General features: G+C 53.3%; 23 protein-coding genes and 1 riboswitch. Of the genes, 11 read left to right on the top strand and 12 right to left on the bottom strand.

The annotated features are described in order from the left end of the window. Positions 1-22: 22 nt before the first annotated feature. Both F8R23_RS05615 and F8R23_RS05610 read right to left on the bottom strand, forming a co-directional pair. Positions 23-409 (bottom strand): helix-turn-helix domain-containing protein, encoded by a 387-nt coding sequence (locus F8R23_RS05615; protein WP_012145556.1) that lies wholly within the window; start codon positions 407-409, stop codon positions 23-25. A 457-nt stretch (positions 410-866) separates the two neighbouring features. Beyond that, positions 867-1,079, bottom strand: coding sequence for a YccJ family protein (locus tag F8R23_RS05610; RefSeq protein WP_012145555.1), 213 nt, complete (start codon positions 1,077-1,079; stop codon positions 867-869). Positions 1,080-1,280: 201 nt separating this feature from the next. On the opposite strand from F8R23_RS05610, the gene F8R23_RS05605 reads away from it, so the two are divergent. Next, entirely contained in the window at positions 1,281-1,520 is a 240-nt protein-coding gene (locus F8R23_RS05605) for a DUF2766 family protein (protein WP_085117202.1), read from the top strand. Between the two features lie 41 nt (positions 1,521-1,561). Here F8R23_RS05605 and F8R23_RS05600 read toward each other — a convergent pair whose 3' ends face one another. Next, positions 1,562-1,795: a YobH family protein gene (locus F8R23_RS05600; RefSeq protein WP_099064306.1), complete on the bottom strand. Its 234-nt coding sequence runs from the start codon at positions 1,793-1,795 to the stop codon at positions 1,562-1,564. Between the two features lie 178 nt (positions 1,796-1,973). On the opposite strand from F8R23_RS05600, the gene mgrB reads away from it, so the two are divergent. The 5 genes from mgrB (at position 1,974) to F8R23_RS05575 (ending at position 4,797) form a co-directional block, all read left to right on the top strand. Next, on the top strand, positions 1,974-2,117 hold the full coding sequence (gene mgrB / locus F8R23_RS05595; protein WP_099064404.1) for a PhoP/PhoQ regulatory lipoprotein MgrB: 144 nt from the start codon (positions 1,974-1,976) through the stop codon (positions 2,115-2,117). Positions 2,118-2,216: 99 nt separating this feature from the next. Further along, positions 2,217-2,489 carry a YebO family protein gene (locus F8R23_RS05590; protein ID WP_099064305.1) on the top strand — a complete coding sequence of 91 codons (273 nt, stop codon included), beginning with the start codon at positions 2,217-2,219 and terminating at the stop codon, positions 2,487-2,489. Positions 2,490-2,634: 145 nt separating this feature from the next. Further along, positions 2,635-2,949, top strand: a complete 315-nt coding sequence (locus F8R23_RS05585) for a phage protein NinX family protein (RefSeq protein ID WP_099064304.1) — start codon at positions 2,635-2,637, stop codon at positions 2,947-2,949. A gap of 67 nt (positions 2,950-3,016) precedes the next feature. Next, entirely contained in the window at positions 3,017-3,253 is a 237-nt protein-coding gene (locus tag F8R23_RS05580; protein WP_012145549.1) for a DUF4060 family protein, read from the top strand. A gap of 176 nt (positions 3,254-3,429) precedes the next feature. Further along, entirely contained in the window at positions 3,430-4,797 is a 1,368-nt protein-coding gene (locus F8R23_RS05575) for an amino acid permease (protein ID WP_129934357.1), read from the top strand. 39 nt (positions 4,798-4,836) lie between these two features. Here the strand turns inward: F8R23_RS05575 and F8R23_RS05570 are convergent, their stop codons facing one another. Beyond that, the gene (locus tag F8R23_RS05570) at positions 4,837-5,127 is read right to left on the bottom strand and encodes a hypothetical protein (RefSeq protein ID WP_129934358.1); all 291 of its coding nucleotides are present in this window, start codon (positions 5,125-5,127) and stop codon (positions 4,837-4,839) included. Positions 5,128-5,348: 221 nt separating this feature from the next. Between F8R23_RS05570 and F8R23_RS05565 the strand changes: the two genes are divergently transcribed. From F8R23_RS05565 to cspE, 3 genes are all read left to right on the top strand, one after another. Continuing rightward, the gene (locus tag F8R23_RS05565) at positions 5,349-6,347 is read left to right on the top strand and encodes an MBL fold metallo-hydrolase (protein WP_151415369.1); all 999 of its coding nucleotides are present in this window, start codon (positions 5,349-5,351) and stop codon (positions 6,345-6,347) included. An 874-nt stretch (positions 6,348-7,221) separates the two neighbouring features. Further along, positions 7,222-7,338 (top strand): DUF2627 domain-containing protein, encoded by a 117-nt coding sequence (locus F8R23_RS05560; protein WP_071593021.1) that lies wholly within the window; start codon positions 7,222-7,224, stop codon positions 7,336-7,338. 41 nt (positions 7,339-7,379) lie between these two features. Then, positions 7,380-7,589, top strand: coding sequence for a transcription antiterminator/RNA stability regulator CspE (gene cspE, locus F8R23_RS05555; protein WP_002221949.1), 210 nt, complete (start codon positions 7,380-7,382; stop codon positions 7,587-7,589). Between the two features lie 52 nt (positions 7,590-7,641). Here cspE and pgeF read toward each other — a convergent pair whose 3' ends face one another. After that, the gene (gene pgeF / locus F8R23_RS05550; RefSeq protein ID WP_129934359.1) at positions 7,642-8,358 is read right to left on the bottom strand and encodes a peptidoglycan editing factor PgeF; all 717 of its coding nucleotides are present in this window, start codon (positions 8,356-8,358) and stop codon (positions 7,642-7,644) included. Positions 8,359-8,502: 144 nt separating this feature from the next. Here pgeF and rlmA point away from each other — a divergent pair, with 144 nt between their 5' ends. Beyond that, entirely contained in the window at positions 8,503-9,324 is an 822-nt protein-coding gene (gene rlmA / locus F8R23_RS05545) for a 23S rRNA (guanine(745)-N(1))-methyltransferase (RefSeq protein WP_129934360.1), read from the top strand. Between the two features lie 66 nt (positions 9,325-9,390). Here the strand turns inward: rlmA and mntP are convergent, their stop codons facing one another. From mntP to manX, 5 genes are all read right to left on the bottom strand, one after another. Further along, a complete protein-coding gene (gene mntP / locus F8R23_RS05540) occupies positions 9,391-9,960 on the bottom strand; it encodes a manganese efflux pump MntP (RefSeq protein ID WP_085117194.1) in 570 nt (189 codons plus the stop codon). Positions 9,961-9,971: 11 nt separating this feature from the next. Further along, positions 9,972-10,155, bottom strand: a riboswitch (yybP-ykoY riboswitch). A gap of 221 nt (positions 10,156-10,376) precedes the next feature. Then, positions 10,377-10,835: a DUF986 family protein gene (locus tag F8R23_RS05535; RefSeq protein ID WP_151415367.1), complete on the bottom strand. Its 459-nt coding sequence runs from the start codon at positions 10,833-10,835 to the stop codon at positions 10,377-10,379. Positions 10,836-11,028: 193 nt separating this feature from the next. Further along, positions 11,029-11,871 (bottom strand): PTS mannose transporter subunit IID, encoded by an 843-nt coding sequence (locus tag F8R23_RS05530; RefSeq protein ID WP_085117192.1) that lies wholly within the window; start codon positions 11,869-11,871, stop codon positions 11,029-11,031. Between the two features lie 15 nt (positions 11,872-11,886). Further along, a complete protein-coding gene (locus F8R23_RS05525; RefSeq protein WP_085117191.1) occupies positions 11,887-12,687 on the bottom strand; it encodes a PTS mannose/fructose/sorbose transporter subunit IIC in 801 nt (266 codons plus the stop codon). Between the two features lie 181 nt (positions 12,688-12,868). After that, positions 12,869-13,840: a PTS mannose transporter subunit IIAB gene (gene manX, locus F8R23_RS05520; protein WP_129934362.1), complete on the bottom strand. Its 972-nt coding sequence runs from the start codon at positions 13,838-13,840 to the stop codon at positions 12,869-12,871. A 575-nt stretch (positions 13,841-14,415) separates the two neighbouring features. Between manX and F8R23_RS05515 the strand changes: the two genes are divergently transcribed. Then, positions 14,416-15,960, top strand: coding sequence for a TerC family protein (locus F8R23_RS05515; protein WP_112349727.1), 1,545 nt, complete (start codon positions 14,416-14,418; stop codon positions 15,958-15,960). A 17-nt stretch (positions 15,961-15,977) separates the two neighbouring features. Here the strand turns inward: F8R23_RS05515 and F8R23_RS05510 are convergent, their stop codons facing one another. Beyond that, positions 15,978-17,594, bottom strand: a complete 1,617-nt coding sequence (locus tag F8R23_RS05510; protein WP_129938237.1) for an EAL domain-containing protein — start codon at positions 17,592-17,594, stop codon at positions 15,978-15,980. Positions 17,595-17,874: 280 nt separating this feature from the next. After that, complete coding sequence (gene sdaA, locus F8R23_RS05505) at positions 17,875-19,239, bottom strand: L-serine ammonia-lyase (protein ID WP_099064296.1); 1,365 nt, start codon at positions 19,237-19,239, stop codon at positions 17,875-17,877. Between the last annotated feature and the right edge of the window lie 246 nt (positions 19,240-19,485).

Genomic DNA, 19,485 nt, shown 5'->3' with positions numbered 1-19,485 from the left:
GTTGACGGCGGCGGGAAAGCGGTCAGGCGGTCTTCTGATGAATGACGTGCAGCGGCGGGGCGATGTGCAAATCCACGCTTAAATCCTGACGAAAATCATAAGGCGTGATATCGAACCGCTTTCTGAACATATAAGTGAAATGTGACTGTGAGCCAAAACCAAAATCGAGGGCGATGTCGAAAATAGAAGCGTCACTGCTACGCAACTGGTAAACCGCGCCGGCCAGTCTGCGCTCACGGATGTATTTGCCCAGCGAAATCCCGGTCGCTTCTTTGAACAGCTTCTGCATGTGCCACAGAGAGTAGCCGGAGTATTCGGCCAGCTCTTCGAGATGGATCACTCTTCCAAGGTGAGTTTCGACCCATTTACTGAGGGCGCAGACTAATGAGAGGTGATGTTCTTGTATCATCAGTGCGTCTGTGTGAGATCTACATAGCGCTGAAGTATACACAACTTGCCGCCACGGACAAAAAAGCCACCGACACCGAGGCTAAATTATTCGGAAAAACCATCGTCAGGTGGCTTGTCAGCCGGAAGGAAAACCGGCTAATCTGAGATTGCCCACTACTGCCGGCACCAAAGTGGGTCAGATCGCAACACATAACAACCCAAGCAGATCCAGCCGTGACAATTCAGCGTTGATGGGGTGATCGCATGTTAATGACAGTGATTATTACTCTGGTTGTAATTGTAGGTGTGGCCGCTTTTATGGTGACACCGGTGATGAGAATGAATAATGCGGAAGGTGTGGGAGGTGAAGAGCCGTGATATCAGGGCAGAATATGACCCCCAATGGGGTTTGACAGACTACCGAAAAAGCCTGGGCACAGAGTGACCCGGGCTTTTTATTGCTGAGCATTAGCCGATTAAACGTTTTTCCGTTCCACGGTTTCTTCACCCCAGTACAGTTGGTCGGCGCTGGTTTTGGCAAAGGCCATTTGCAACGCTTCGTCACTGCCTTCTTCCCAGATTTTTTGTGCCAGAACCTCATCGTTTTTTGCCAGTTCAAAAATAGCCTCGGCGATCTCCACCGAAGTTTCACGCACAGTAGCCCAGGATTTCACATTGTGGTTTGCCATAACTTTCTCCTGTTGGGTTGTGGCTGAGGGTTGCGCCGAAAAGCGTGCCGCTCAAGGCTCAAGTATAGGTCAATTCAACCGGGCGTTTTGGCAGCCAATGCGCAACATCGTTGAAAATTCAGCGGCAAACGACCAGGAGGCGGTAAAGCCTCAGGTGGCATGCTATTCTGTGCGGCGTCTGAATTAAGAAGGAAAGGAATTATGTCCGACATGCTGAGCAACGATCAGGAATTGGCTTCCGACCTGGTGGCCTGCCAATTGGTGATCAAACAAATCCTGGACGTTATCGATGTTATCGCCCCCACCGAAGTGCGGGACAAGATGGCAAGCCAGTTGAAGAGCATCGATTTTACCACTCACCCAGCCGGTGCCGATCCCGTGACCCGGCGGGCGATTGAAAAAGCGATTGCACTGATTGAGATGAAGTTTACCCGCAGCTAATGGGGAAACCGCCGCTGAGCGACGGTTCTTAGCGGTGGTGATTAATCCACCACCGTTTCGACTTTCTTGAACAACGGGCAATCGGCCACGCCAATCACGCCGTTATCACCATGCAGATACTGGGCGATCACCAGGTTGCGTGCTGTCATGTACTTACACTGCAATCCCAGCCCACCGACGTTTTTATTGCTGCCGACCAACACGCCATAGCCCGAGAACAAAAACACCCCATACACTACTGCCAGCAGCACTGCCCATTTCACCAACTTACCCATTGTGACTCCTTGTTATTTATCGTCGTTGCGATATAGCCACGCTCCGGAGAAGGGGGCAATGGTAACAATCTGAAAAGTAGCCCTCAAGCCGGTTTCTAAACGACAGGTTAAACTTCGTTTAAGTTGGCTGTGATAGCATGCCCAACAAATTATCAAGATAACAATGAGGCTGCTAAATTTGTTACGGAAAAAAATCCTCGTGATAATGGCGTTCCTCGCTGCCTGCCTGTTCTTTTATCTGCTGGCGCTGGATAGCTATTGCGATGAGGGGGGCACATTCGCGTTGGGAGTTTGTTCCGTTACCCGCTTGATTCCCTGGTGAGATGCGAGGCAGTGCGTAACAATTTTCTATCAAGATGTTCGTGCCGGGGCCCGGAGTGCTAAGATGTCCGCCTGTTTTTAGCAGTAGATAGGGTTGTCCATGTACGATTTAGGTTTTGGTCCGAATAGCCTGGTGTCGCTGGTTGTCGCCGTACTGGCACTGCTGGTGGGATTGTGGATCTGGTTCCTGGTGAATCGCGCTAGTGTGCGTGCCAATGAGCAGATCCGCCTGCTGCAGGAAATTGCCGAGCAGCAACGTCAGCAAACTGCATTATTGAAAAGCCTGGCGCATAGCGCGCGCGGCGATAGCGTGACGGACGATGACGATCTCAGCCCGACGCTGGATTTCAAAGGTTTTATCCCCGAGCGTTAATCAAGATGCCTGTCGGGTGGCGTTGCCACCCGCATCGCGCCGAAAAACATTAGTGTAGATAATATAAAAACCCATCCCATTGTCATAAATCTGTCGTATTAGCATCGTAATGTAGCGCCAACTCTACGAAAGATGGATAAAGCCGATGATTAAATGGTATGAAGAAAGCGACGCCGAGGTGAACCGCAGCATTGCGTTGATCACCGGAGAAAATCCGGATAAATGGTATCCTTACGGCGGTGTGAAAGGTAAAGATTATTGCAAGAATCCCTCCGATGCCTGGCCGATTATCTGCGCCAATAAAATCAGTCTGAATGCCGATGCTCAAAGCGACAGTACGCAGTGGCAAGCGCGCATGAGCACTCAGCTAGGCGAGTGGCAGGCGGACTGCAGCAGCCCACTGCGTGCAGCGATGATCTGTTTCCTGCTGAGCCAGCAAACTAACGAAATGGTCCGTTAAAACACCAGAATTACTGATGACTTTCCCTTTTTATGACAACAGAACTTGTCTCTGGCGGAGCCTGTTTATGAAGCGCATTATTAAAGGTGATAAAAACTTGTCTCATCTGGTGGTTGCCCATGCGGCAATCGATCGTCACGCCGAAAGCTTTGGTCAGCGTCGACAGGGCTGGCCGTCAACCTATCTGATAAAATATCAAAACGATCGCGTGGCGGTAGAGGTGGTAACACGCCGCCAGTCCTACGTCGCAACGCTGATGATTGGCGCGCGCAATCTGACCAAATTGTGCGGCCTGTCCGGTTAAAAACTCATCCCTTCTACGGTTATTCCCAGTATAAAATAGCGCCCTGGCCATCGTTGCCGGGGCGCTACTCCTTGATGCTCACGGGGTTAAGTGTTAAAAAGCCGCCCGCAGATACATTTATTGATTGGCGAAATCTTGCGCAAAAGCGGCAGGATCCCACGCCATATGAGGATAAGATGGGCGGTCAGCAGCAGGATACCCCGCTAAAACGCGGTTTAAAAAACAGACACATACAACTCATCGCCCTGGGCGGCGCCATCGGTACCGGCCTGTTTCTCGGCATTGCGCAGACCATTAAAATGGCCGGCCCCTCGGTGCTGCTGGGTTATGCCATTGGCGGTTTTATCGCTTTTCTGATCATGCGTCAGTTGGGGGAGATGGTGGTTGAAGAGCCGGTCGCCGGGTCGTTTAGCCACTTCGCCTATAAATACTGGGGTGATTTCGCCGGTTTTCTTTCCGGCTGGAACTACTGGGCGATGTTCATTTTGGTCGGCATGGCTGAATTGACTGCGGTCGGTATTTATATTCAGTATTGGTGGCCGGACATCCCTACCTGGGTTTCCGCCGCGGTATTCTTTGTTCTGATCAATATGATCAACCTGGTTAACGTGCGGCTGTACGGCGAAACCGAGTTCTGGTTTGCCATCATCAAGGTGGTAGCGATTGTCGGCATGATCGTCTTCGGTGCCTGGCTATTGGCCAGCGGCAACGGCGGTCCGCAAGCCAGTATCGGCAACCTGTGGGAGCAGGGCGGCTTTATGCCACACGGCATTGAAGGGCTGGTGATGGCGATGGCGGTGATCATGTTCTCATTCGGTGGGCTGGAGATGGTGGGCATTACGGCCGCTGAAGCGGCCGATCCACGCCGTAGTATCCCCAAGGCCACCAACCAGGTGGTGTACCGCATTCTGATTTTTTACATCGGCTCGCTGACGGTACTGCTTTCGCTCTATCCGTGGGACAAAGTGGTCGAGGGTGGCAGCCCGTTCGTGATGATTTTCCATGCGCTGAACAGCAATCTGGTGGCAACCCTGCTCAATGTGGTGGTGCTCACTGCGGCGCTTTCGGTCTACAACAGTGGGGTCTATGCCAACAGCCGTATGCTGTTCGGGCTGGCGACGCAGGGGAATGCGCCGAAGGCGTTGACTCGGGTGAACAAGCGTGGTGTCCCGGTATTGTCGATCGCGCTGTCGGCGCTGGTAACCTCGGTCGGCGTGCTGATCAACTATGTGATGCCGGGGAAGGCCTTTGAGTTGCTGATGGCGTTGGTGGTCTCTACCCTGGTGATTAACTGGGTGATGATTTGTCTGGCGCATCTGCGGTTCCGCGCAGCGAAAAACCGTCAGGGCGTGATCCCAATCTTCAAGGCGTTGTGGTACCCGTTTGGCAACTACCTGTGCCTGGTGTTCCTCAGCCTGATTTTGGTGATCATGTATTTCAGCGAGGGGATCCGTATCTCGGTATTGCTGATGCCGGTGTGGATCTTGCTGTTGTGGACAGGCTTTATGCTGACGCGCCGCAAAGGCGCTAAAGTTCGGCGGTAATCTATAACGGAGGCGCTGTCTGCGCCTCCGGTTCATCCTTTAGCTGCGAGGCATAAAGGCATTGCCTGGGGTGGCGCGGCCCAATCCCAACAGCTTCCTGCACAGCAGGAACAGGGTGGTGATGACATCGATAGCGACCACGCTTAGCATCAACACGCCCAGCATGAAGAAACTCACCAGCGCGCCAAACAGCAGTACCAGTGGTGTCGGTACGCGCACCCGGCGCAGTTTCATCGCGGCATACATTTTCCAATACTGCATTTGTGCCAGCATCGCGCTACGGATACGGCCCAATCGAACACGTGATTTGCGTGATGTAGAACGGCTCATAACTTCTCCTTTTCTGAATGTCCTATAAGTAAATCACAAGGATCTTAAGAGATGCTTAACAGGCTCTAGTCGGCCCTGGCATTCTTACAGGGACTGTGACAACACAATACCCGAAAAGGTCCCCCTGAGGTGAGCACGGTTCACAAAGCGTGCGGATCGCGTATCTTGGTATGCTGACGAACCTACCCGTGCAGGGTGTCCGCAATGGTCGGGAGAGCAACTTGAAGATAACCAATCGTTACTATGATGCCCGCAAAGCGCACCATACCCCGCAGGGGTTTCGCAATCCGGAGCCTTCGCAACGTCAGGCGGGGGATTTAAAGCGCTGGCAGGATGAGCGTAAACAGCAAGGGTTGCCCAAACCGCCGCAGATTGGCTATCCGCAGTTTACCCAGCGCTGGTGGCAACATGCCGATCTTAGCGGCAGCGATAACAGTATCTGGTGGCTGGGGCATGCCTCGATGCTGCTGCGTCTCGATGGTCGTTATATTCTGATCGATCCGGTACTGTCGGAGCGTGCATCGCCGTTCAGTTTTTATGGTCCGAAGCGTAAGACACCGCCGCCGTTGACGGTTCAACAGTTGCCGACGGTGGACGTAGTATTAATTTCACATAATCATTATGACCATCTCGATCGACGCACCGTTCGGCAACTGGCGCGGCGATTCCCGCAGGCGACCTTTATTGTGCCGCTGGGGCTGAAGAACTGGTTCCGACGTTACCGCCTGCAGCGGGTAGAAGAGCTGGACTGGTGGGATAGCCTGCAGTTGGGGGATTTGACGTTTCATTGTACGCCGGCGCGTCACTGGAGCATGCGCACCCTGTGGGACCGCAATCGCTCTCTCTGGTGCGGTTGGGTGATCCATCATCCGGCGCTACGCTTCTATTTTTCCGGAGACAGCGGCTATTCGGATAGTCTGGCAGACATTGGTACCCGTTTAGGGCCGTTTGACGTGGCGGCGTTGCCGATTGGTGCTTATGCTCCACGCTGGTTCATGCAGGAACAACATATGGATCCGCAGCAGTCGGTGACGCTTTATCAACAATTAAATGCGCCGCGGGTGATTCCGATCCATTGGGGGGTTTTTGAGTTGGCCGACGAGTCGTTGGATGAACCGCCACAGCAATTAAATCTTGCTCTGAGTGCAGCGGGAATAGAGCAGCACCGGTTTCGGCCAATCAAAATTGGTGAGCGTATCGCGCTTGAGGCTAACTCTTAAGCGTTAACTCTGGGCCTGTAGGACGGGCGCGAAGGTTGCCACCGCCTGCAGGCCAGCTCCGATGCGGGCTGTGGCCATTCCGTAGTGCGGGGCCGGTTATCCCATGCCTGAGGTTACGCGTTGGCCTGAATAGATACCACGTGTAGAAAAAGAGAAAATAAATACGCTCGTTAGACATTCTTATTGACCGAGTAAATACCTGCGCGGTTTTTAAGATTTAATTTCGCTATAGATTCCCACACTCTTCAAGGTTATTGCCGTTATTTAACCCCCGTAATAAGTAATGTATTTCACTGCTGCTGCACGACAAGAGTGCGTAAATTCTGATTTTGCATGCTTATGCACCCTAAAGTGGCACGCTATTTGATTTTTGTCGTGAGATCCCGGTTGCACAAATTGTGGCCACTCTGATTGAGAGCAATAATGAGCCTAGGTATTATTTCGTTGCCGGGGGCAGGGAAGTCGCGGACGAAAGGCGGTGCCAGCGTCGGGCCATCCAGACGGCAACCCGATGGTCGGATCATCCGATATCAAATGTGCCCGTTCATCGATATTCAAAAGTTGTATAAGAAATTCCATAAAGATTCAAATTTTTTAACGTTCTAAGCGTCTGCCTGGGGTTATATGTTGCAACATACATTGGTCAATTGGATGAAAGAATTGTTAAAATTCAGTCAGGGTGCGGAGTGTGGCGAGGTATCACTGTTAAGCAGAAAATAGCTAAGGCTTCAACATCTTTTAGTCTATTTAAGCTTATGTTGCTCTCGACCGTTTCAAATATGTGCGACAGCTCCACCAGTGATTAAAAATGGCTTGCCATCGAATACAGAGTATGTGATAACGCATCTGGGTAAAACGAGGTACAGTTCTGTATATGTGTGGCATTTTCAGTAAAGAAGTTCTGAGTAAAAACGTTAGCGTTGAATACCGCTTCTCTGCCGATCCTTATCTTAGTGCCTCAAGCAGTAACGACTCTAGTTTGTCTATGTAACGCCTCCGGGCGGTTTAAACAATCCAAAGGAAATACTCAAGATGGCAAAGATTAAAGGTCAAGTTAAGTGGTTCAACGAATCTAAAGGTTTCGGTTTCATCACTCCAGCTGACGGCAGCAAAGACGTGTTCGTACACTTCTCTGCAATCCAGGGTAACGGCTTCAAAACCCTGGCTGAAGGCCAGAACGTTGAGTTCGAAATCCAAGATGGCCAGAAAGGCCCATCTGCAGTAAACGTTACTGCAATCTAATCAGCGTCAGCTGTACAAAAAACCCGCCTTAGTGCGGGTTTTTTCGTTTCTGTTATCTACCGGTAATAATAATCCCCGCGTACTGATTTCGCCCAGTAATACCCGGATGCGTAGGGTCTTGCTCGCGCCGGTGACTGTTGCGACGGTAGCTGGTGTATTTAAAACGCTGTGGCTGGCGCGGGTCAGTATTGGGGGTGCAGATGGTGCAGCTTCCGGCATGGTCAACGGCGGCAAACCCCAGTTCGCGGAGTTTGGATTCGGCGATGGCGGCCAGATCCAGGTGGCGATAATGGGGGCTGATTAAGGCCGCGGGCAGGGGTAACTGTTGCTTGAACCTTGCGACCAGTTCCTCGTTGACCTCGTAACAGCAGGGGCCGGCCGCAGGGCCAATGGAAGCCACCCAATTTGCCGTTGAGTCATCACTGCTGATACGCGCCGCCAGTTGCTCCAGAATACCATCCAGCAGGCCACGCCAGCCGGCATGCACGGCAGCAATGGCAGAACCGTCGTTACGGCTGAAAATCACCGGCAGACAGTCTGCCGTTAACACGCTGAGCAAAATGCCGGGCTGGGTGGTATAGAAGCCATCGGCTTCACCGCACAGTTGCGTTGTCTGCGTAACGTCAACAATACGAGTGCCATGTACCTGTTTCTTCTCCGGCTGGGTGGCGCGGTAGGGCTGCAGGTGGCCGGGCAGCAGCGCACTTTTGTTGCCGAAACCGTGCTGAATGGCCGGTATGGTGTTGAGCAGTAGGGAATAATCGGTCATATAAGGTTTTTGCCTGCGTCAGAAAACTTAACGTCAGTGTAGCCAGTTTTTTTCCTGCTTGGCTAGGCCCTGGCGGGATGTACCTTGCATCACACCAGCGCCTTCTTTAGACTAGCCGCGCCGTATCTCTCTGGAATCCAAGCCATGTCTTATCAGTGCCCTCTGTGTCATCAACCGCTTCATTTATCTCATCTGCAATGGCGTTGCGACGCCAACCATCAGTTTGACTGCGCCAAAGAAGGCTATGTTAATCTGCTGCCGGTACAGCACAAGCGTTCAAAGCAGCCCGGAGATAGTGTGGAAATGATGCAGGCGCGGCGGGCTTTCCTGGATGCGGGTTTCTATCAGCCCTTGCAGCAGCGGGTGGCTGAGCTGTTGGATCAGGCGTTGGCGACCGATGCACAGGCGTTACTGGATATTGGCTGTGGTGAAGGCTACTACACGGCAGAGGTGGCGGCCCGATTGGCGCAGCAGCGGAATATTACGGTGTATGGCCTGGATGTTGCCAAAGTGGCTGTCCGCTACGCCGCCAAGCGTTATCCGGCAGTGTCATTCTGTGTGGCGTCGAGCCACCGCCTGCCGTTTGCCGACGGCTCTCTGGACGCGATACTGCGTATTTATGCGCCTTGCAAAGCTGAAGAGCTGGCTCGGGTGGTGAAACCCGGTGGTGTAGTGGTCACGGTATCACCCGGCCCACGTCACCTGTACCAATTGAAAGAACAGGTCTATCAGCAGGTGCAACTGCATGTCGAACAGGATGAGCAGTTCGCCGGTTTTGACTGTGAACACGTTGAGTCGTTAGCCTACCCGATGACGTTACCGGGTGAGCAGGCGGCCAACCTGCTGCAGATGACGCCGTTTGCCTGGCGGGCCTCTCCAGAGGTGCAGCAGCACCTGATTGGCTGCGAGGCCTTCGCCTGCGAAACCGATTTTGTCATCGTGCTGTACCGCCGCCAGCCTGATTAAGCCTGAATCACGTGCCACAAATAAAAAAACCTGCCATTGGCAGGTTTTTCTTTGCGTTCAGCAGGATCAGGCGAGATAACCCAAATGCTCCAGCAGGATATTGAAGCCGATACCGATCAGCACCACGCCGCCGAGGATCTCCGCACGTTTGCCTAGCAATGGCCCGATAAAGCGGCCAATCATCATGCCCAGGGTGGCCATAATCATGGTGGCGCAGCCGATAGCCATGGCAGTGTGCACGATATTCACCTGCAGGAAGGCCAGACCGACACCGATGGCCATGGCGTCGAGGCTGGTGGCGATGGCGGTAGCGACCAACAGCCAGAACCCGTGACGCTTCACTTTTTCCACTTCGTCCGGCCGGTTTCTGACGCCTTCGACGATCATGCGCATGCCGAGGATAAACAGCAGTGAGAAGGCGACCCAGTGATCCCATTCCATAATGTATTGGCTGGCGAACAAGCCGATGCCCCAACCGATAATCGGCGTAATGGCTTCGACCACCCCGAAGATGAGTCCGGTGCGTAGCGCTTCACGAAAACGGGGTTGATGCAGGCTGGCACCTTTGCCGATCGATGCGGCGAATGCATCCATAGACATGCCAAAAGCGAGAATGAGTGTAGCTGACAAGTTCATGTTAAGTAACCTCGGCCGGGCGGCTCCATATACACGTAACCCACCCCCAACCATACGACGGAGTTACGTGCCTATGGTCTCGCCAACCTTACCTGGCTGCCCGTACCACGTTTTAATGTATAAAACGAGTATGTTGATACGGGCGTTTCTGGCGTTTTATTGTCCAGAAACCGGCTACTCCCCAATGACGGCGCAACAATACCATATTAATTCCGTTACCAACAACCCTTATTCCCCATGGGCATTTGTTTGGGGTTGATAATTATTTTCATTAATGGAATGTACAAGAAGGAATATAATGTAGGCGAGTGCAACAATATTGCGCAAATAATCATCAGGTAGCCTCGTGCGCTGGCGAGTAATTATCCACATGCAGCGCAGGGCGAGGCGATGGGAGATATGAGGCTATTTCTTACTCACTGATTTTCTACAAAAAAGTGATAAATTTTTTCCAGATCGTCTAATTGAGTAACCTGAATCAGCAAGCGACGCTGCTCCAGATCTATCACCAGGATGCCATCCTCGGATAAATTCATGGCTTTAATCCGGTTATATTCAATAAAGGCATTGGCATAAAAGAAACCCTGGGCTTTAAACAACATCTTGGGCCAGCGGATATAAGAAATATAAATGGCGATCAGTGCTAAAGAAATAAGCAGATAGGTGGTTATTAACGCACCCTGAGTGGTGACATTTCGATAGAGCAGAATGGCGATCAGGCCGATAAAAATCAGGCCATCAATCCGATTACGGCGTTTTAACTGCACCTTGAGCAAGGTTTTGCCTTTCAGCAGGTCCATACCGAACTCGTCGTAAATCGCATACACCAGCATCAGCGCGGTGAAAATCAGTAATACGCTATCGGTCAGCGACATCTTTCAACTCCACAAATAAAAAACCGGGGGTTTCCCCGGGCAGACGACTGGCAGAGCCAGTTATTAGGGAGAGCGTGCCGAAGGGGTCGTAGCAACTTTAGTTGCCGGAGCGCCCCTCGGTGCGCTAGGCCCGGGTATCTCGGGCTAAATATCAAACTCAAACCGGGGGGGGGCCCCCCGGTGGTTAAAACGCTTACAGACCCAGCAGACCTATCCAGTAACCGAAGATACCGATGGCAAAGAAGCCAATGATGATCCACAGCGCATTCACTTTTCTGCGCAGTAGCCACATACAGCCGAAGGTCAGCAGCAGCGGCACCAGACCCGGCATCAACTGGTCGAGGATGGTTTGCACCGTGGTCACCGTGGTATGCCCGGTCTGGTCGGTGATCTTCGACACCACCAGTGGGATATTCACGTGCGTCCACTTGTTAACCAGTGCCCCCATGACAAACAGGCCGAGAATGGACGCTCCTTCCGTCAGTTTTTGCAGGAAGCCGCCGCCCATATCATTAACGATATCCACCCCTTTGCGGTAACCGTAGGCCACGCCGTAATAACGGGTCATCAGGCGCACCAGGTTGAACAGAACGAAGAACAAGAGCGGACCCAGCAGGCTGCCACTCATGGCAATACCGGCGCCGAGTGCGGCGAATACCGGCCGTACGGTACCCCAGAAAATCGGGTCGCCGACACCGGCCAGTGGCCCCATCAAACCGACCTTGATGCCGTTGATAGCCGCATCGTCAATCGGTGCCCCGTTAGCGCGCTGTTCTTCCATCGCCATGGTAACGCCAAGTACCGGCGCGGCCACGTAAGGATGGGTGTTAAAGAACTCCAGATGGCGTTTGATCGCCTGTTTGCGGTCGTCGTTATTTTCCGGGTACAGGCGACGGATCACCGGCACCATTGAGAAGCAAAAACCCAGCGCCTGCATACGTTCGAAGTTCCATGAACCCTGGAACAGATTCGAGCGCATAAACACACCGCGAATATCGGCTGGCGTGAGTTTCTTTTGAGCTGTTGTATCAACCATTTCTCTCACCTATTCCTAGTCGAGTTCGTTATCGAGGTCGTTGGCATTAGCCGGACCAGCCTGGACTACCTGAGACTTGTTGTATTTCGGGCTGAGCTGGATATAAAGCACGGCCATCACCACACCGATCACGCCGAGGGCGACCAGGTTAAAGTTGGTGAAGGCAGCGGTAACGAAACCGAGGTAGAAGAATGGCATCAGGTAGCCGGCACGCATCATGTTGATCACCATGGCGTAACCAACCACCACGATCATCCCACCGGCGATGTTAAGGCCGCTGGTGACGACTTCCGGGATCGAGTTAAGCAGCGCGTGAACGCCTGAGGTGCCCACCGAAACCGCAACGATAACCGCCGGGATGGCGATACGCATTGCCTGCAGCAGCAGGGCGGAGATATGCAACCAGGTAATGGCGCGTAAACTGCCGCGCTCCGCCGCGCTGTCTGCCGCATGCTGGAAGGCCACGGTCAGGGTACGCACGATGATGGTCAGCACTTGCCCAGCGGCTGCCAGCGGTATGGCCAGGGCGATGCCGGCCCCGACGCTTTGTCCACCGGCAATAACCAGAATGGTGGAAATGATTGACGCCAACGCCGCATCTGGCGCTACCGCCGCACCGATGTTCATCCAGCCCAGAGCGATCATCTCCAGCGTACCGCCGATGATGATACCGCTTTTCATGTCACCGAGAATAAAGCCGATCAGGGTACAGGCGACCAGCGGACGGTGAAACTGAAACTCGTCGAGGACAGAACCCATCCCGGCGATACAGGCAACGATAAATATCAGTACAATCTGAAGAGTGGTAATCTCCATTGCACTTCTCCTATGACCAAAGATCTCTGAGTAAAATAATTATTGGCTGTCGCCTTCATACTTGAAGCTGCATCTTTGTTGGCTGCATCCACTCACCCCAGTCACATAGTTCGCTATGCTCCTGGTGATTTGCAGACTTGCCGCCGCGATGCCACTCCAATTATCTTGGGAGATGTCGCCATTAATTGAGTTTGTTAATCAGGTCCATCATTTTTAACCGACTGTCGGACGAGACTTTACGAACTTCCAATTCAATACCGCGCTCGTTTAATTTCTTAAACGCTTCGATATCTTTTTCATCAACCGAAACGGCGTTGTTCACCTGGGTTTTGCCCTGACGGAACGCCATGCCGCCGATATTCACCGATTTGATATCCACACCGGCTTCCACCAAACGCCAGACGTCGGTCGGGTTGGTGAACAGAAACATCACGCGATCGCCGGCGTATTTCGGGTTGTTCCAGACGCGGATGGCTTTCGCCACGTCAACCACATGTGCGGTGACGCCCGGCGGGGCAACCTGAGTCAGTAAGGTCTTACGAACGTGATCGGCGGCAACTTCGTCACTGATCACGATGATGCGAGTGACGTCGGTTTCCTTGGTCCAGCGGGTCGCAACCTGACCGTGAATCAAACGGTCATCGATGCGGGCCAGGCCGATTTTCATATGGTCATTAGGGCCCAGCGGTGCCTGAGGCGCAGCGGGTTTTGCGGCAGGAACACTCTGTGGTGCCGCGGGCTTAACACTCTCTTCGGCTGGTTTTTTCAGCGCTTTCACGCCCTCACGGCCGGTTTCCAACGCCAGCGCGACCAGATCGTCGAAGCCAGGGTTGTCATCTCGTGCCATGAACGTTTCCACCAGCATCGGAATGTTAACCCCGGTGACGACCTCATAGTTTTCTTTATCGACGGCAATGCGGCTGGCCGCATTGAACGGGCTGCCGCCCCAGGTATCGACCAGGAACAGGACGCCACCGCTGGTGTCGAGTCCACTGATTTTTCCGTTGTATTTCTCGATTAACGTTTCGGCATTTTCACCGGGGACGAAATCTATAAAAGCGACGTTGTCCTGTTCGCCCAATAGCATTTCCGTCGTTTTCAGCAATTGTTCTGCTGCGGTCCCGTGTGTGCCGATGATAATAGCTATTGCCACTCGCTACCTCCTCATTGAACTTCATGCACGGATTGTGTCGTTGTTTAGTTCATTTCCTTGCTGGCAGTCACCTGCGTGGTTCAGATACATTATGGTAGAAATTTGGAAACCCGCCGTTAACATTTCCCGCGCAGTTTCAAACGCCTGTGCGCAATGAATCCCATCAGCGCCATTTATTTTAGTGAGTGAAAAAATAAATTTTGTGACGTTGCTCTGTTATTGAACGCTCGGATAAGTCCTAACCCGGTGTTTGCGGAATTAAACACCAGAGCTGTTACAAGACGATGCAGAAGGTAAAAAAGCTTCTTTGCCGGCAAAAAAATTCCTGCTAGAGTATTTCTTCTTTCATATTTAGGAGTGAAGGGCCTCAGCCCACCCTATGGACTGTCACCGAAGTTACTGTTTTTCAAGGTTCCACCCGCCACCTGCTGGCGTTGCACAAGTCACACGGCCGTTCGGCCATCCCCCGGTACTGCAATCCCGATATCTTGCTGTTTCTGTCCGCGCCCTTGCTGCGTCGGCATTGTCACGTCTGAGCACCGCTCGGCCATCCCGTCTTTTTTTCGGAGTCTGATATGGAATTTTTAATGGACCCCTCAATTTGGGCTGGGTTACTGACACTGGTGGTATTGGAAATTGTACTGGGTATCGACAACCTGGTGTTTATCGCCATTCTGGCCGATAAGCTGCCGCCGAAGCAGCGTGATAAAGCGCGCATCCTCGGCCTGTCGCTGGCGCTGTTTATGCGTCTGGGCCTGTTGTCGGTTATTTCCTGGATGGTGACGCTGACCACACCGCTGTTTAGCGTTGGGGAGTTCAGCTTCTCCGGTCGCGACCTGATCCTGTTGTTCGGCGGGGTGTTCCTGTTGTTCAAGGCCACCATGGAGCTGCACGAACGGCTGGAAGGGCAAACGCACCAGGATGGCGCCAACCGTGGCTACGCTAAATTCTGGGCGGTGGTGGTGCAGATTGTGATCCTTGACGCCGTGTTCTCACTCGACGCGGTAATTACCGCCGTGGGTATGGTGAACGACCTGCCGGTCATGATGACCGCCGTTGTCATCGCCATGGTGGTGATGCTGGTGGCTTCCAAACCGCTGACTAACTTCGTGAATGCGCATCCTACTATTGTGGTGCTGTGCCTGAGCTTCCTGTTGATGATCGGCCTTAGCCTGATCGCCGAAGGTTTTGGTTTGCATATTCCTAAAGGTTACCTGTATGCCGCAATTGGTTTCTCGATCCTGATTGAGCTGTTTAACCAAATTGCCCGCCGCAACTTTATCAAGCATCAGGCTCATCGCCCGATGCGTGAACGCACCGCAGAGGCGATCATGCGCCTGATGGGGCAACAGCGGGCACAGCAGACGGACGAAACGGCACCGCAGCCGGTGGATGAAACCTTCGCCGAGGAAGAACGCTATATGATCAGCGGCGTGTTAACGCTGGCCTCACGTTCACTGCGTAGCGTGATGACGCCACGCACCGAGATTTCATGGGTGGATTGCGATCGTTCCCGTGAAGAGGTGCGTGAGCAACTGCTGGATACGCCGCACAGCCTGTTCCCGGTTTGCCGTGACTCGCTGGATGAAATTATCGGTGTGGTTCGTGCCAAGGATCTGCTGGTGGCGGTAGAACGGGGTGATGATATTGCCGAGTTTGCCGCGCGCACGCCACCGATTGTGGTGCCGGACACCATGGACGTGATTAACCTGCTGGCGGTATTGCGCCGTGCCAAGGGGCGTTTGGTGGTAGTTACCAACGAATTTGGCGTAGTGCAGGGGCTGGTCACGCCACTGGATGTGCTGGAGGCGATTGCCGGTGAATTCCCGGACGAGGATGAAACGCCCGATATCGTGGTGGAAGATGCCGGCTGGCTGGTGAAGGGCGGAGCCGATCTACACTCCCTGGAACAGGCGCTGAACTGCGAGGATCTGGTCAGTCCGACGGCGGATTTCGCCACCCTGGCGGGGTTCCTGCTGTCCCACTACGGTCAGATGCCGGCGGTGGGCGAAACGGTAGAACTTAACCGACTGCGTTTCGAAGTCGTTGCCGTGTCCGAGTACCGCATTGAGTTGGTGCGTATTACCAAGGTGGAACCTCTCGACGAGGAACACCAGTAACACCGGGGCCGGGGGCATCACGCCTCCGGCTTGCTTTCTTGTTCCTTCTGCCGTTCCTCCCGCTGATTCACCGTCCGCAATCTTGATTCGTACTGCTGTAACCATAGCGGGAATACATTGATCGGCATCGGCTTGGCAAAATAGAAGCCCTGCAGCGCGTTCACCTCGCGTGAGCGAAGATAATCAGCCTGCTCAGCGGTTTCCACGCCCTCGGCCACCAGCCTTAATTTCAGGCGTTGCGCCAGCGTGATAATGGTATCGGTAACGGTAGCGTTAATCGCATCGGTGCCGATAGCCGCGGTAAAGCCACGGTCGATCTTCAATACGTCTGGGCTGAGTTTCTTCAGATAGCTGAGTGAACTGTGCCCGGTGCCAAAATCGTCGATCGCCAACATGATACCCATTTCCTTCAGCGTTTTGATTTGCTCATACTGAATTTCCGACAGGGCGGTGCGTTCGGTCAATTCCAGCATCAGCGAAGGCATGGGGTGGGCCGGCAGCCACAGGCGGCGGATGTCATCGATAATGGTCACCCCGTTGAAATGCTCGGCCGCGACGTTAATGCTGATATAAAAAGACGGGCGTGGCGGGAATAACTGCAGGTTTTCCACCACGGTGGTCATCAGGTAACGGGTCAGGGCGATGATTAAGCCATGCTGCTCCGCCAGCGGAATAAAAACGTCGGGGGAGATCCAGCCCTGGCGTTTGTTCTTCCAGCGCAGCAGCATCTCAACCCCGACGCAGCGGCCGGTTTCAGCATTGATAATTGGCTGACAATAAACGCGGAATTCGCGATGGGAAATGGCGTGACCAATATGGTACGACAAGCTCATGCGGTTTGCCGTTAGCAGATACACCACATAGGCCGCCAGCAGGCTGATCAACAACGACAATGGGATATGGCGTGGCAGCGCCGCCAACGCCAGCATGCTGGCCTGAGGGCCGAACAGCGAAATAGAGAACGGATACTGAGTGGATTTTGCGGTAAAGCGCAGGTTGGTTGTCAGGGTATCACTACGCAAAATTTCCCGGCGGCCATATTCCAGGCTGAAGTCGCCGACGTTCAGCACCACCCGTTGTGCGTAGGGTTCCTGGGGTTCCAGCAGGAAGTTCGCCAATAACTCAATATTGAAGACGTGTAACACGCCGTTGCTACGGTTATCTGCCTCGGTTGGAGTCCACATAATCAGAGTTGGCACGCCTTTGGCGACCGAGAGTGAAGGGCGCAGCGCCAACGTCGCGCCATCGTTTGCTATTGCGGGCAAAATGGCGGCTAAAACATAGGTACGGGAACCAAACAGGCTGGAACAGTAAATAATGCCGTCTTTGACCAATAGCATGGCCCGTAAAGCCTGATTTTGTGCGGCGCGAAAACGTAACGTCGGCATCGCGATTTCACAGGATTGACTCAACATCGGCATACTGCGTTTGGCTTGCTGCTTGGCTGGCGTCAGCAAATCATTAATCTTGGCGACAGTACGGGTGGCAAGCGCCTGTCGGCTTTGTTCAATGGAGCCAAGCTCCTGATAATAGCGGGTATACAGTGACAGCAGCAGAATAGCCAACCCGACCACCCCGGCCAGTAGCCAACGGTAATAGCGGTATTTGGTCACGGCAAGTTGGGTCATCAACATCGCTCAATCCTTGTTCGGTAAGCCAGCCCAGAACCACCGTCAGGCCAAACAGCCCTGTATGATCCTCGGCTAATTCTAGCCTGTCGTTATACAAGAGTGATGGTAACCCAGTAAATTATTTAAATTTAGTGAAACAGAGGGCTAAATTGCAGGTTAACCGCAGGATAGACGGAGTATTCTTTGTGGGTTTTCTGTGACGCTGTCACTAAAGTGACGTTAATGATTTGATTAATCAGGGTAATAGCAAGAAAAACCCCGCCATTAAGGCGGGGTTAGAGGGTCAGTCACATTGCACTTTGATCGCCAACCCACCGCGAGAGGTTTCGCGATATTTGGCATTCATGTCTTTGCCGGTTTCGTACATGGTTTCGATCACCTTATCCAGAGACACGCGTGGCTCACTGGTGCGACGCAAGGCCATACGCGCCGAGTTGATCGCTTTCACGGAAGCAATGGCATTACGTTCGATACAAGGCACCTGAACCTGGCCGGCAACCGGGTCACAGGTCAGCCCCAGATTGTGCTCCATGCCAATCTCTGCCGCGATGCAAACTTGCTCCGGACTCCCGCCCAGCAGTTCGGCCAGGCCGGCTGCCGCCATTGAGCAAGCCACACCCACTTCCCCCTGACAGCCCACTTCGGCGCCGGAGATAGAGGCGTTCATCTTGTACAACGCACCGACGGCACCCGCCGCCATAAAGTAACGGATGTAGATATCCGGGCTGACGGATTCGATAAAGTGGTCGTAATAAGCCAACACGGCCGGAACGATACCACAGGCACCGTTAGTGGGTGCGGTAACAACACGGCCACCGGCGGCGTTCTCTTCGTTGACCGCCAGCGCGAACATATTGACCCAGTCAATTACGTTCATTGGGTCGCTGGACAGCTTGTCGGAAGACACCAGCAGGCGGCGTAGCGCAGAAGCACGGCGTGGCACACGCAGTGGCCCCGGCAGCACACCTTCGGTATTTAGGCCACGATCGATACAGGCGCGCATGGTCTGCCAGATATTACCGAAGTAGGTCTCGATATCCTGCTTGCTGTGCAGCGCCAGTTCGTTTTGCATCACCAGGCCGGAAAAAGACAGCCCGGTATCACGGCAGTGGGCGAGAATATCACGAGCAAAACTGAACGGATAAGGAACGCTCAACTCGTGCGCGTCGGCCTTGCCGAAGTTCTCTTCGTCGACGATAAAACCGCCGCCGAGTGAGTAGTAGGTCTTGCTGTAAACTTGTTTATCCCCGGCGAAGGCGTGGATTTGCATGCCGTTCTCATGCAGCGGCAAATTGTCGCTGCGGAAAACCATGCCGCCATCACGTGGGAAATCAACCTCATGCAGGCCGTTGGCCAGCATCAGGCGTTGACGTTGTTCTACATCGCGAATAAAACCCGGGATGCTATCGATATCAACGGTATCTGGCATATTGCCCGCCAGGCCGAGGATGATAGCGATATCGGTATGGTGACCTTTACCGGTCAATGAGAGTGAGCCGTAAACATCAACGGCAACACGCGTGATAGAAGGCATAAGGCCTTGATTTACCAGATCGTCGACAAACTGTTTGCCGGCTTTCATCGGTCCAACCGTATGAGAGCTGGACGGGCCGATGCCGATCTTAAACATGTCGAAAACGCTAATCACGCTAAAACTCCTTAGAGGCATATTGTTATGGCTGCGGCGGTTAAAAACCGAGCAGGGAACAGCGATATTGTAAAAGGGCCACGCGGGTTTGGCTGCCTTTTTCGCATGAAATAAAATAATCCTTGGTGTTAGTTTTGTTGCTGATTGCCTCAGGCATTCGGGTGGCCGTGGAACCCCCATTGCCTAAACTCGGTTAATGGCAATCGCGCCAGCTTCCGCTGCTGAACGCGGCCGGCTTAAACCTTG

Source organism: Serratia proteamaculans (assembly GCF_008830365.1).
Lineage (GTDB): Bacteria > Pseudomonadota > Gammaproteobacteria > Enterobacterales > Enterobacteriaceae > Serratia > Serratia proteamaculans.
The sequence above is the reverse complement of the archived record's forward strand: the minus strand, read 5'-3'. Positions and strand labels throughout refer to the sequence as shown.